10 protein-coding genes are annotated in these 13137 nt (G+C 62.6%); 4 read left to right on the forward strand and 6 right to left on the reverse strand.

The annotated features are described in order from the left end of the window. Window positions 1-162: 162 nt before the first annotated feature. From QYH69_RS01955 to QYH69_RS01980, 6 genes are all read right to left on the reverse strand, one after another. The gene (locus QYH69_RS01955; protein WP_308830230.1) at window positions 163-1584 is read right to left on the reverse strand and encodes a UbiA family prenyltransferase; all 1422 of its coding nucleotides are present in this window, start codon (window positions 1582-1584) and stop codon (window positions 163-165) included. A 195-nt stretch (window positions 1585-1779) separates the two neighbouring features. Then, the gene (locus QYH69_RS01960) at window positions 1780-2193 is read right to left on the reverse strand and encodes a GtrA family protein (RefSeq protein ID WP_308830231.1); all 414 of its coding nucleotides are present in this window, start codon (window positions 2191-2193) and stop codon (window positions 1780-1782) included. Beyond that, a complete protein-coding gene (locus tag QYH69_RS01965; protein ID WP_308830232.1) occupies window positions 2190-2930 on the reverse strand; it encodes an SDR family oxidoreductase in 741 nt (246 codons plus the stop codon). The genes QYH69_RS01960 and QYH69_RS01965 overlap by 4 nt, the downstream gene beginning before the upstream one ends. Further along, window positions 2927-4249 carry an FAD-binding oxidoreductase gene (locus QYH69_RS01970; RefSeq protein WP_308830233.1) on the reverse strand — a complete coding sequence of 441 codons (1323 nt, stop codon included), beginning with the start codon at window positions 4247-4249 and terminating at the stop codon, window positions 2927-2929. The genes QYH69_RS01965 and QYH69_RS01970 overlap by 4 nt, the downstream gene beginning before the upstream one ends. Window positions 4250-4466: 217 nt before the next feature. Then, window positions 4467-6155, reverse strand: a complete 1689-nt coding sequence (locus QYH69_RS01975) for a carboxylesterase/lipase family protein (RefSeq protein ID WP_308830234.1) — start codon at window positions 6153-6155, stop codon at window positions 4467-4469. Between the two features lie 58 nt (window positions 6156-6213). Continuing rightward, window positions 6214-6936, reverse strand: coding sequence for an extensin family protein (locus QYH69_RS01980; protein WP_308830235.1), 723 nt, complete (start codon window positions 6934-6936; stop codon window positions 6214-6216). Window positions 6937-7303: 367 nt separating this feature from the next. On the opposite strand from QYH69_RS01980, the gene QYH69_RS01985 reads away from it, so the two are divergent. From QYH69_RS01985 to QYH69_RS02000, 4 genes are all read left to right on the forward strand, one after another. Next, window positions 7304-7687 (forward strand): hypothetical protein, encoded by a 384-nt coding sequence (locus QYH69_RS01985; protein WP_308830236.1) that lies wholly within the window; start codon window positions 7304-7306, stop codon window positions 7685-7687. A 338-nt stretch (window positions 7688-8025) separates the two neighbouring features. Further along, on the forward strand, window positions 8026-8256 hold the full coding sequence (locus tag QYH69_RS01990) for a hypothetical protein (RefSeq protein ID WP_308830237.1): 231 nt from the start codon (window positions 8026-8028) through the stop codon (window positions 8254-8256). Further along, window positions 8256-8897: a ParB/Srx family N-terminal domain-containing protein gene (locus tag QYH69_RS01995; RefSeq protein ID WP_308830238.1), complete on the forward strand. Its 642-nt coding sequence runs from the start codon at window positions 8256-8258 to the stop codon at window positions 8895-8897. Before QYH69_RS01990 ends, QYH69_RS01995 begins: the two co-directional genes overlap by 1 nt. A gap of 551 nt (window positions 8898-9448) precedes the next feature. After that, entirely contained in the window at window positions 9449-13111 is a 3663-nt protein-coding gene (locus QYH69_RS02000) for a CheR family methyltransferase (protein ID WP_308830239.1), read from the forward strand. The last annotated feature ends 26 nt before the right edge of the window (window positions 13112-13137 follow it).

The raw sequence follows: 13137 nt of genomic DNA on the forward strand, positions 1-13137 counted from the left end.
GTGACAACGGCAAGCGGAAGCATCGTGCTTCTTGTTCGAGTCGTCGGAGTCATTTTTCCACGCCTGAGGGAAATTTAATCAAATCCGCCTGGCGAGCGGAATTTCGCATGATTCTCAGAGGGTCTGTGCATTGCCGCAGACTTTCTGCCCGGTGTCGTCTCATCAGATCGCCAGCACCATGAACACACCGCACAATCCGATCACCGCGCAACTCACGCGGTCCTTGAACGTGAAGACGATCGGGTCGTCGTGCATCTGCCCGCGAAACGCGAGCATCCAGATGCGGCTTACCCAGTAAAGCGTCAGCGCGAACACGGGCCACAGCAACTTCGGATGCTGGTAGAGCAGCTTGAACTCGGGCGAGTTCAGGTAGAGCGCGAGCACGAGTACGGCGAGATAGCCCGCCGCAGTGCCGTACGAGCGCAGGATCGACATGTCCTGCGTGATGTATCCGCGACCGGCCGCCTCCGTTTTGCCTTGCTGAAACATGGCTTCGAGTTCGACATAGCGTTTGAGCATGGCGAGACTCAGGAAGATCGGCACGCTAAAAAGGATCAGCCAGTAAGACAGTGAAATGTTGCTGCATTCGCCGCCTGCGATCACGCGTACCGTGTAAAGGCTGGCTAAGGTGAAAACATCGATTAGCGCGATGCGCTTGAGTACAAACGAATAGGCCACGGTGGCGATCATGTATGCGACGAGCACCACGCCGAAGCGCCACGGCAGCAAAGCAGCGAGCCCGAAGCCGGCGCCGAGCAGCAAAATCGTAAGCACGATGCCGAGCGAGAGCGGCAGTGTGCCCGATGCAAACGGGCGGCTATGCTTGCGAGGATGGCGGCGGTCGGCATCGAGATCGAGCATATCGTTCAGCAGATAGACCGATGACGCGGTCAGGCTGAACGAGGCAAATGCGAGACAGGCCGCGAGCACTGCTCCGAGGTCGTTGAAACGATGCCCCGACAGTAGCGGTACAAAGATCAGAGAGTTTTTGACCCACTGGTGCACGCGCATTTCTTTGAGCACGAGCGGAATCAGACGACGTTTCTCTTCGAAAAAGACAATCTCGGCATTTGCCTTGCGCGCGATCCTGGCGATCTGTTGGTTGCCGACAACGATCGCGCGGCGTGCGCGACGCCATACGGGCACGTCTGCACGCGCGTCGCCACAATAGTCGAAGCCGTGTTCGCCGAACTGTTTGACGAGGGCCGCAGCCTTGTTCTTCCCAAGCAGGTTCATGCTCGCGTTGCTCGCGAGCACGCCGCTGAACAGGCCGAAGTGAGCCGCTACCTGGCTGGCGAATCGCTGGTTCGACGCAGTGCATAAGTAGAGCGGCCGGCCCGCCTCGCGCGCTTCGCGCAAATAGGCGACCAACTGACCGTTATAGGGCAGCACACCTACATCGAGCGTCACACGCAGTGCGATCTGCTCCTTCAGATAGGCCTTGCCCCGCAGCAGCCAGAACACGCAAAGAAATATCGCTAGCGGCTGCCGTTTGAGCAGCACGAAGAAGCTTTCGAACAGGAAGTCAGCGCGCGTGAGCGTTCCGTCCAGGTCCACACAGAGTGGAATTGCAGGATCTGACATATCGATATCCTCCCGTGCTTCTTCGGGGCATGGCGGCATGCGCCGCGCTATGCCCGACTTACCGGATAACCGTAAAGCGTGACTAGGCATGGGTCTGTACGCCAACGTACGAGGCTGCGTGAAAACAGATGGGTTGCGGTGAGTGAACAGATGAGAAATGGCCTACGTAGAAGACGATCGAGGGCAACTACGCGATCAGGCGAATACGAAGCGCTTGTCGAGCTGGTACTTTGCGATATAGCCGAGCGTGAGGCCGAGCGCCCCGCCGGCAAGGCGTGCCGTTTCCGAATTGAAGATCACTTGAGCGGCGAATTCCATGACCCAGAAGATCGTGGTGGTGGCAAGACCCATTACGACGTAGCGCATGAAGGTCTCGATACCGTGAGCCACGCTGCGGTGCTCGTAGCGGAAGATCCATCCCTTGTCGAGCGCGTACTTGACGATAAGTCCCACGCCCGTGCCGATGCATACGGCAAGCGGGATCGAAAATGGCCCATCGTAGATGTGCCATGCGATCTTCTGGCTGACGAGATTCGCCGCCATCGAAATGAGCGCGAATAGCGCGTACCACGTCACGAGAGCGGTGCGGCTCGCGGCGGCCGTGTTCACAGCGAAACCCGCTTGAGCACGAAGCGCGGCAGAGAGCGGATGACAAGCATGATCGCGCTCCAGAACCATGGCGTGTAGAGCAGGTCTTTGCCTTGGGCAATCGCGCGCACGATATCTGCGCCTACCTTTTCGGGCGTAGCGACGAGAGGCCGCGGTAGGGCAAGGCCTGCCGTCATCGGCGTATCGACGAAACCAGGCTTGATCGTGAGCACGTGCACGCCCGATTTGAAGAGGCGTGCACGCAATCCTTCGCAGAACGTCGTGACGGCAGCCTTTGCCGCGCCGTAGACGTAGTTCGAGGCACGTCCGCGGTCGCCTGCCACTGACGAGATCACCGCGATGGTGCCGCTGCGCTGCATCTCGAACAGGCCGGCGAGCCGTGTCAGTAGCGCAATGGTGGACAGCGCGTTGGTCGAGAATTCGTGCAGCGCTGCATCCACGTCGCGCTCGCACAGCGCCTGGTCAGCGAGCGTGCCGTGTGCGATGAGCACGATGTCGATCGAACCCAGCGCCGTGCGGCAGGCATCGAGCATGGCAGCATGCTGCGTGTGATCGTTCAGATCGATCACGTGTGTATAGACGTCTTGTACCCCGCGCACGCGCAAATCCTGCGCGATGGTGTCGAGCCGCGCCGCATGGCGGCCAGCGAGGAACAGGCGCGCGCCGGCCGCGGCCCAGTGCCGCGCGCACGCCGCAGCGATCGCAGAAGAGCCGCCAATGATCAGGATGTTTTTCATGATTGAGTCGTCCGTTTCCAGAAACGCGACATTAGCGCGGGGTCGCGGTGCCGCTCGAGTTCCTGCCACGCGGGGTAAGCTGCGCGGAAATGCTCTGCGCTCATGTGTGCATCTTTCGCAGGATATTGACGGCCGCCTGCTTCGGCCACGATCGAGTCGAGCCGGGCGAAGAGGTCGGAGTTGCGTCGTTCGTTTTGCGGGAAGTCGAGGGCAAGCGACACCCCTTCCATAGGAAACGAGAGCAGGCCAGGTGAGGGCAGTGGGCCGCAACGCTTGAGCACCGCGAGAAAAGACCCGCTACCGTTCGTGGCGATCGTGTGCAGGATCGCATGCAACGCATCGCGCGCGTTCGCCATCGGGACGACGCATTGATGTTGCTGGAAGCCCTGCCGCCCATAGATGCGATTCCAGTTGTGAATGTTATCGAGCGGGTAGAAGAAACGGGTCGCGGCTTCGCGCGCGAGTTCGATGCCGGGTTTCTGGCGCCGATAATAGAGTGCGTTGAATGCGCGCACCGTCGTACGGCTAACCGGTGAAAACGGCGGAACGAACGGCACGCTGTACGCGCGTTTTGCCGGAACAGAGAAGTCGCCGTCGTCCGTGTGATCGCCGCTCGTGTAGATGCCGCGCCCGAGCGCCGCGCCGCGCGCGAGGCAGTCCACCCACGCGACGCCGTACTCGTGGATCGCCTCGCGCTCTTGCGCGAGCGCGAGGAATTCGTCGAGGTTCGCATAACGGGTGCGTGAAACGGCGATATGGCTCGAGCGTACCGGCATCAGCTGGATCTCTACCCATTCGATCACACCGGTAAGGCCGAGGCCGCCGATCGTCGCGCGAAACAGCGCGGCTTCCTCATCGAGTGAACATTCGATTGCCGCACGGTCGGAGCGCAGCAGCGAAAAGCGACGCACGTGGCGTCCGAACGTCCCGCGCACATGATGGTTCTTGCCATGCACGTCGTTGGCTACCGCACCGCCGAGCGTGGCGAACTGCGTGCCCGGCGTGACCGGCAGCATCCAGCCACGCGGCAAGGACACCGTGAGCAGTTCGCCAAGCGTCATGCCTGCTTCGGCACGCACGACGCCGTTCGTCCAGTCGGCGCCGATGAAGCGCGCGAGGCACTTCATCGGCAGCACCTGACCGGTGTCCGCGAGGCAACTGTCACCGTAGCTGCGGCCGTTGCCGAATGCGAGCGTCGTACCGAGACGAGCGTGGGCGTCGGCGAGGCGCGCCTGGATGGCATCACGCCACGCAAGCGGTTCACCCGACTGGTCGCTATAGGGGTATCGTCCCCACGATTGCAGCTTTGAGGCGTTCATGTGTGACGACACTGTTTCGAATGTCCGGCAATTTGCCAGAATGCCGGACCGTCGACAGTGGGCCAGACCACAGTCCAGGCGGACGGGCGAACAGGCCAACCTGCTTCAGTGCCTGGTGACCCTCCTCGGACACACTGAGCATCCGCACCCCATACCGCGCAATTATGTCGAGTCTGCTGAAAACGCTCGCCGCGTATGCGAAGGTGTAAAGACGCCGCTAAGCCCGCGATGGCCGCACCACGCTGTTGCGGTCCATGCTGTACTCGTAGGGTGGCAATCCGTCGAGTGCGTGTCGCGCGACACCGCCCGGATCGCTCTCGGTGCGGCTTTCGCTATCGATGATCATTGTCGTGCGGCGCGTCGTTTCGTATGGCGCCCACTCGGGCATTGCATCGGTGTTCGGGTTACCGGTGCGCGCGAAAGCCGTCCACGCGCCCATCACCTCGCCGGATAGACGCGGAATCTCGGGCCCATTGCCGAGAAGCCCGCGTGCCGAGTCGAAAGTACCGAACACGAACGGCACTTCGGACGTATGCGGCGAGTGCAGATTTCCGTTCATCACCGGCGTCTTCCAGTTGAAGACGTAATCGTAGACAGGCGCTTGCGCCGACTGCAGCGCGGCGATGCGCGTCGTATTGCGGCGAAACACGTAATCGGTGCTCAGTGCGGCAAGCAGTTCGCTTGGCGAAGCGTTCGGCTGCGCGGCGCGGTACGCATCGATAATGCGCGCGGCCGATGCCGTGTTTTGCTGCAGCAGCAACGCCGTGCGCCTCTTCACTTCGGCCAGGTCGAGCGAGAAATTGCGCGAATCGGCCGCCATATAAAGCGTCATTTCGGTGGCCGCATTGCCGATCAACACAGGCATGCCTGCCGATTGTGCGGGGGCGCCCGGGTCGAACGGATCTCGCGTAAAGCCGCGACCATCGACGACCGGCCGGAATGGATCGCGCACCGGCCTCATCGCGGCGATCAGTTGTTCCATCGGCACGGCCTGGAGCTTGATCGGGTCGAGATCCGCAATGCCGAGATGTGCTCCTAACTGATACGCTTGCCTCGCGGCTTCGTCGCGGCTCTCGAGATGAATCCCACCCGAGCAGCTTTCGATCACGGCCTTGTGAAAGAGACCGCGCGCAGCGGGAAAATCCATCATCGCCGCCACTTTCGCGGCGCCGCCCGATTGTCCGAACAGCGTGACATTGCCGGGATCGCCGCCGAACGCGGCGATGTTGTCGCGCACCCACTGAAGGCTTGCGGCGACGTCGAAGAGGCCTGCGTTCGCCGAATCGGCGAAACGTGCGTCCTTGTCGCCGAGATAGAGATAACCGAAAACGTTGAGCCGATGATTGACCGTTACGACCACGACATCGCCGTTGCGTGCGAGGTTCGTGCCGTCGAATCCAGGGGCCGTGCCGGCGCAATTCGACCATGCCCCGCCGTGCAACCACACCATCACCGGGCGTTTAGCCAACGCGCGGTTGCTCGACGGCGCGAATACATTCAGAAACAGGCAATCTTCGCTCTGCGGCTGCAACGCCGAATACCAGCTGCTTAGCGCGCTCGGCGTTTCAGGCGATTGCGGTGCGGACGCGCCGAACGCGATTGCGTCCTTTACGCCTGCCCAGGCCGACACCGGCTGCGGCGGTAAAAACCGGTTACTCCCTGCAGGGCTTTCGGCATAGCGAATGCCCTTGAATACGTCGACGCCTGCGATACGCGTTCCGCGCAGCTTGCCGGCGTCCGTTTCGGCGATTGGGTTCGCGGCAACGGAGGCGGACGTCGACGCGCACGAGTACAGCATGGGAAGCGTTGCGGCGGCGGCGAGCGCCGCGACGCTTTTGAACACGGTCCGCCGCTCAGGGCTCGCGATACTTGCGATTTTTACGATTTCGCCGTTCTTAACTTTCATTCCGCTGTCTCCTTACTTATTGATTTAATTGGATTTTTAACAGTCTAGCGAAAAATCCTCAGCGGCAGAGACGAAACCTTCCCATGTCGAAATGAAAATGCGCGCTATGCAACGCATTGAAGTCGGGGCCGAGCACGACATGAAACGTATCGCATGCGCGGTCGCGCGCTGCCCGAAGAAACTGCGATGCACGCGTGCCTGCAGACCAGTTTCGCTGGACTGAAATGCGCGTGCCGTCTTCCAGTACGAACGCTTCGATGTCGAGCGCGTCGGCGGACGCGTGTTCGCTCGGCGGGCCCGACGCTGCATGGTTGACGTTGCGGCATGCATAGCTGCCGACATGATCGATTCGCCGCACATTCTGCCCGTAGACGCGTTGCGCGGCGTTCTGCAACGGGTCGTGTACGTAGACGGCAAGGCCTAGTGCGAGCGGGCACGATGCGATGAAGCTGCTGCTTACGCTAATGCTGCCGAGCTGTTCGATGCGCACTGCGTTTTCGAGTGGACATCTCGGTGAGGCCTCGTTGGCGCGAACCGGGCGATAGGCGATGTTCGAGGTAGCGAGTGCATGTGCGCACCGCCCGTCATCGTGCGTCGCGCGCCAGAACTTCCATGCGCTCAGCGGTCCATGCGGCGCTTGCACGTCGAAAGGGGTGAATGGATTCCAGCGGCTGTTCCAGTCGGCGGGTAGCTCGATGCGGCCGTGCGCGGCGAACCACGCTATCGCGAGGTAGACGACTGTAGACAAGACGACCAGCAGCGCGAGGACGCGGGCGAGCATATCGTGGAAGGTGCGCGGTCACGCAGCGTGGTGGTGCTGCGTCTGAAGCAACCGATGTTCCTGGTTGCAACGCGTCAACGACATTGCGGTTTTCCAGAATCAGAAAGGTGGCTGCACGGAGCAGCAGGGCAAGCCGGTCAAAGCGGCATTCGCACCAGCGTTGCCGTGCGGCCTTTGGCAGACGCGCGGCGGGGTAGGAGCGTCATACATCACAACGTCGATAGTCTCCGCCGGCACACCACGCGGTTGATCTGGGGAAAGCGGGGCGCAGGAGAATCTCAATACAGTCACCCCCACGTTCTGCTTCTTGAAAAACCGATCGCTGCCCATACAGTCCGCGCACAAGACTTCGTAGGGGAGAATCGCCGTGGAATTCGATACCGACTGGAAAACGCTTGGGAAACACCGGATCAGGCTGCGTTCGACGAAAGGCTTTCCGACCGAGGTGCTGCGGCAATTGGCCGACGTAGCTCGCCTCGCGGTGGACAACAACATGAGCGCGAGGGCACGCATAGTCGAAATAGTGTTCCGGCAGGAGAAAACGTACGACATAACGATCGGCACGACCTTAGCCGAAGACCGCCTTTGCGCGCCTCAACTGGAGAGCGCCATAGCGACCGTAATGGGACTGCTGCCGCAGCAGGTAAACGTCTTCGTGCAGGTGGTCACGCAGGAAGAAGTAGATCTGAGCTTCGGAGTCTACGAACGCACGCTCGCTGAGAAAGCGGGCGTCATTCCGCCACTGCAGTAGGCCAGTGAACCGGCGTTTCGCCGGCGATACTGGAATCGGGTTCTGCGCCCGGACGGGCGGCGTGAGAGCCAGGCGAGCGCACGTCACGCAGTGCGCGTGATCATGCGCGAACGGCAGGTCAGTGTCGAAGCACTATCCGACTTCCGCAACGACAACGTCGATACGGACGGGTCCATGTGCCGCCGATCGTCAAAACGGGCACAGCGGATGCGCACCGAAAGCGTATGCGAGGCAATTGCCGAAGTGATGGCTAGCCTCGGCTTGAAGCGCTGGATACCTGGGCGCGACGCGAATCCCGTCCTTACACCGCGACTCGTCGTTGCCGTCGAGCTTCGATCATGATCAGCCAGATGACGATATATCTCGCGCAGACTTTGCACCCCGACGACTTATACGGTGCGTTGCGTGAGAGTCAGGTTAGCCTGCTCAGCGAACGCTCGCGACCTGACGGGCAGATTCTGGAATGGCGAGTGGAAAGCGCTGGACCGCGCGCCGTCAATCTGCTGTGTCAAAGCCTGGTCGAGCGTGAGCTCGCGAAAACCGTCTTTGTGAACCGACTCGACATTTGATGCCCAAAGCGCTCTCGCCCATGAAAAAACCGGACAACGCGATGCAATGGCTTCCGCTCGCATCGTTGAAACCAACGCAGATCACCGTGGGCATGCAATACGTGGCGCTCAAGGTGCTAGACACTCGTCGTCGCGAAGGGGCGGCACGTCGGGCGCTGCTCGAACGTCACCCGCTCCCTTGCGTGCGAGCGCCGGACGGCAGTGTCTATGTCGTCGACCATCATCATTGGGCTCGTGCGTGGTTCGAATGCGGTATCGACACGGTTCCCGTGCGCTTTGCCCTGGAGGTGAAAGCGCATTCGATGCCGTCATTCTGGCGAAAAATGGAGCGTCGCAACTGGCTGCATCCTTTCGACGCGCACGGTCGGCGTCGCGACGTGAGCGAGCTGCCGGGATCGATCGCAATGATGCGGGATGATCCATATCAAAGCCTCGCCGCTCTTGCGAGACAGTGCGGTGCATACCGGAAGTCGCGCGAACGCTACAGTTCGTTCGTCTGGGCGGATTTCCTGCGCGAACACGTGCGCCTTCCGGGTAACGATAAAGTGTCGTTGCTTGCTGCGCTCGTCATGTGCGCCAAGGTCGCGCGCAGCAGGAAGGCGCGACGGTTGCCCGGCTACGCTGGCGCGATGCGGGCCTGACGCGCAAGCCGTCCTTGGCGTTGTGCCGCTAACCTGCGGCGGCCAGTCCGTCGATCGCGCTGATCCTCGATCGCACCAACGGCGCGGTACTCGCGAAGCTGCCGTTCGGCGGCGTCGATCAGATTGCCTGCGATACGACCTCGAACCGCTACTTCCTGCATGCTCGATCTGCTGATCGGCCGGCGTGGCCCTATGGCCGCGCCGGCCACTCGCATACGGTGTATGCTGCACGGATTGCACCGCAGCTGGCATCGTCCCTGCCTCGTGTCCTCACGGGCGAACTCACTTCGGTTTTCCGACCAGGTTCGCTGCCATCTGCAATAGGCTCGAACCGGGCCTATTCCAAAGAGATCGCTCGATGCCGCCTTGAAGTAGCGGACCGCACACGGCCATCACACACTTGACCCGCGATTCAGCCTCGCAGACAGCGCGCGTCGCGCGGATTCCATCCACGCACCGCATGGGCACACGGATTGCTGTGCCTCACCCGCGAGATGCGGCGGGGCCCGCGACTGTCGATGCATCAACTAGAACAAGCAGGAGTACGGCCGATGGGGTCGACGCTTTCGGATTTGTTGCGGGTAGCCGTAATTGGCGGCTCGGCGGGCAGCCTCGATGGACTGCGCGCTATCGTCGCCGCGCTGCCCCCTGATCCCGGCTTCGCCACGCTTGTTATCACGCACCTCGACCCCGATGAAGAAAGTCGGCTTGCCGACATCCTTCAGGCCGATTGCCGCATACCGGTGGAAAAACTGGTCCACTTGCGCAAGATCGAGCACGACCGCGTTTATGTGCTGCCCGAGAATGCCGGCGTGATTGCGCTGGATGGGCACTTTCGGCTCACGCGCCGCCTGTACGGTCCCAACCTCGTGATCGACGCTTGTCTGGCCTCGCTCGCGCAGGACCCGGACGTGAACGGTGCAGCCGTGATCCTTTCCGGAACCGGCGAGGACGGCGCGCGTGGCCTCGTGGACCTCAAGGCCTCCGGTGGCTTCGCCATCGCGCAGAAGCCGCAGACGGCCAGGCAAAAGGGCATGCCTGCCGCGGCGATCGACACCGGGCTCGTCGACGAGGTGCTGGCACCTGAAGATATCGCCGGATGTCTGGTCCGGCGCTTTGGCGACCCGGCGCGCCAGAACGATGCAGTCGACGCGCAGACCGGGGACGCCGACGAGCTCGGTATTGCGCTGTCGATCGTGCAGCAGAAGACCGGCATCAACCTCGGCTACGTCAAGGACGTGAACCTGCGCCGGCGCTTCCTGCGCCGCGTGCTGCTGCAGAAGAACCGGGATGTCGGCGCGTACCTGCAACTGCTGCGTGGCGATGCGCGCGAAGCTGCTGCACTGCGCGACGACATCCTGATCGGCGTGACCGCCTTCTTTCGCGATGCCGAATTCGTCAATGTGCTGCGTCAGTCGGTGATTCCGCGCCTGCTCGAACTGAAGGACGATCCGATCCGTGTCTGGGTATCGGCCTGCTCGACGGGCGAAGAGGTCTATACCATCGCGACGCTGCTGAAAGATGCGCTTGACCGCGCGGCGCTGCATCGCCGCGTGCAGATTTTCGGCACCGACATCAACGAGGCGTCGATCGAGTTCGCGCGTGCCGGCCGCTATAGCTCCGGTTCGGTCGACGACGTGCCGGAGGCGTTTCGCGAGAGCACTTTCGCTGCCACTTCGGGCGGCTATGTGGTACGCAAGTCGATTCGGGACATGTGTGTGTTCGCGCGGCACAACGTGCTGACCCACGCGCCTTTCTCGGGCATGGGCCTGATCAGTTGCCGCAATCTGCTGATCTACCTGCGCAAGGAAGCACAGCAGCATGTGCTCGAAGCGTTGCACTACGCCTGCCGGGCGGACGGCTTCGTGGTGCTCGGCCGCGCCGAGGCGGCGTCAGGCGCCGACGGCTTCGAGCACGCGGGTGCGCCGCACCTCTATCGCAAAGTGGCGCTGGCGAGGCGCCAGCAGGCGATGTTTCCGATTGACGCACTGCGGCCGTGGGCAAGCGAAGGCGGTTCACCGCCGGTTCGCCGCTCGCAGCCAGTCGATCCGGTGATCGAGGCCGCAACGCGGGCCGCGCTGGAGCGCTATGCACCGCCTGGCTTCGTCGTGGACGAGAAGGCGGATGTGGTGCAGTTTCGCGGCGACGTCTCGGACTTCGTGGCGCCGGCCAGTGGAGAAGCGTCGCTGGCGCTGCCGCGCCTGCTGCGGCCTGAGTTGAACGTAACGGTGCGCACCGCGCTGATCGAAGCAAGGCGCACGGGCCAGCCCGTGCGGCGTGAACGCGTGGTGCTCGGCGACAGACGCTTTACGCTCGAAGTGCTGCCGCTCGGCGGCGAGAATCTGGTGCCGCATTTCATGGTTACCCTGCAGCCGTTGCAACAGGAGACGCCCGCAGTGCCCGGCACCGGTCAGGACGCGCGCTCGACAGGCAGCCAGCTTCAGGAACTCGAGCGCACGGTTGCCACGCTGTCCGACGAACTCGAGGCGACCCAGGCGCAGCTGAAAGCGGTGGTAGCCGAGTTCGAATCGGCTAACGAAGAGCTGCGTACTGCCAACGAAGAGATGCTCAGCACCAACGAGGAACTGCAAAGCGCGAATGAAGAGCTGCTGCTGGCCAAGCAGGAACTCGAATCGGCTAATCAGGAACTGGGCTCGCTGAACGACGAACTGAGATCGCGCAACCAGCAGCTCGACCGGGCAAACGATGACCTGAGCAATCTCGTCGAAGGCATCCCGCTGCCGGTCGTGCTGCTGGACAGGCAACTGCGCCTGCGCCATTTCTCGCCACAGGCGCAGATGCTGTTCGGTTTCTCCGAAGACAGCGTCGGGCAGCCGATGGCGCAACTGAATCGGCTGTTCTCGGCCGCCGATCTGGAGCGCATGGTGCAGTCCGCCGTACAGGGGCTGGCGGAGGTCGAGCGCGAGTATAGGGATAGCGAAGGACGATGGTGGCTCGTCAATGTGCGCGCCTACCGGACCGCCGACGATCGCATCGATGGCGCGGTGCTCGCCGTGCAGGACATCGACGAGCTCAAGCGTGCCGTCGATGTGGCACGGACCGCCCAGCGCGACGCTGAGCGGGCCAATACCGCCAAGGACAATTTTCTCGGTCTCGTCTCGCACGAGTTGCGCGCGCCGCTGAACGTGATCGCGGGCTGGGCGGCCGTTCTCAAGGCGGCCGGCGAACGCGGTCTGAACACCGACGGGGCTTCGCGTGAGCGCGCGGTGGCGGCGATACTGCAGCACTGCCAGTCGCAGGCAGCGCTGATCGATGACCTGCTCGATGTTTCGCGTATCACCTCGGGCCGCTTCGCGCTCGACTCCCAACTGGTCGACTTCGCGGCCGCCGTGCGCACGGTGGTAGAAGGTCATCGGCCGGCAGCGGCGGCGAAGGAGATGACGCTGCTGAGCTCGGGCCTGCACGAGCAGGCCGTCGTCAGCGGTGATGCTCGCCGCTTGCAGCAGGTGGTGTCCAACCTGCTCGGCAACGCCCTGAAATTCACGCCACGGGGCGGTCGGGTCGAGGTCGCACTCACGCACCTGGGCACGCTCGTCGAACTGTCGGTGGTCGACAACGGCATTGGCGTCGATCCTGAGCTGTTGCCGCAGCTGTTCGACCGCTTCATGCAGTCGGACACGAGTCGTACCCGCGAATACGGCGGCCTCGGATTGGGGCTGTCGATCGTCCGGCACCTGGTCGCGGCGCACGGCGGCACGGTGACGGCCACTAGCGAAGGCGAGGATCGCGGTACGCGGTTGACTGTGCGCCTGCCTCTGGTGCAAAGCAAAGTGATCGGCGAGGAAGCCGTCACGTTAGCGCCCAATCGCCGGCCGGACCTGAACGGCCTGTCGCTGTTGCTCGTCGATGATGACGTGCAGGCGCAGGAAGCGCTCGTGCATCTGCTGCATGGCCTTGGCGCGCAGGTGCAAACGGCCACGGGCGCCAGCGAAGCACTCTCGTGTCTCGCGGCCGGATCGTTCGACATACTGGTGAGCGATCTCGCGATGCCAGGCGCCGACGGCTACGCGCTGATGCAAGCTGTGCGGAAACGCGAAGGCGGCCAGCGGCGCATTTACGCGCTCGCGCTCAGCGGTCTCGCGTCGCTGCAGGACAGGGACGCCGCGATCGCCGCCGGCTTCGACGATCACCTGCCCAAGCCGCTGAACGCCGACGTGCTGCTCGAGAAATTACTGCTTGGACGGGGCCGCTGATCGGCACGCAAGCATTGATGCCTTGT

The sequence above is a fragment of the Paraburkholderia sp. SARCC-3016 genome, assembly GCF_031119615.1.
Taxonomy (GTDB): Bacteria; Pseudomonadota; Gammaproteobacteria; order Burkholderiales; family Burkholderiaceae; genus Paraburkholderia.

What these genes read in the sequence shown, in the direction of transcription:
- QYH69_RS01955 (WP_308830230.1), bottom strand. Translation starts at nt 1,584, where the DNA reads ATGTCAGATCCTGCAATTCCACTCTGTGTGGACCTGGACGGAACGCTC.
- QYH69_RS01965 (WP_308830232.1), bottom strand. Translation starts at nt 2,930, where the DNA reads ATGAAAAACATCCTGATCATTGGCGGCTCTTCTGCGATCGCTGCGGCG.
- QYH69_RS01970 (WP_308830233.1), bottom strand. Translation starts at nt 4,249, where the DNA reads ATGAACGCCTCAAAGCTGCAATCGTGGGGACGATACCCCTATAGCGAC.
- QYH69_RS01975 (WP_308830234.1), bottom strand. Translation starts at nt 6,155, where the DNA reads ATGAAAGTTAAGAACGGCGAAATCGTAAAAATCGCAAGTATCGCGAGC.
- QYH69_RS01980 (WP_308830235.1), bottom strand. Translation starts at nt 6,936, where the DNA reads ATGCTCGCCCGCGTCCTCGCGCTGCTGGTCGTCTTGTCTACAGTCGTC.
- QYH69_RS01990 (WP_308830237.1), top strand. Translation starts at nt 8,026, where the DNA reads ATGATCAGCCAGATGACGATATATCTCGCGCAGACTTTGCACCCCGAC.
- QYH69_RS01995 (WP_308830238.1), top strand. Translation starts at nt 8,256, where the DNA reads ATGCCCAAAGCGCTCTCGCCCATGAAAAAACCGGACAACGCGATGCAA.
- QYH69_RS02000 (WP_308830239.1), top strand. Translation starts at nt 9,449, where the DNA reads ATGGGGTCGACGCTTTCGGATTTGTTGCGGGTAGCCGTAATTGGCGGC.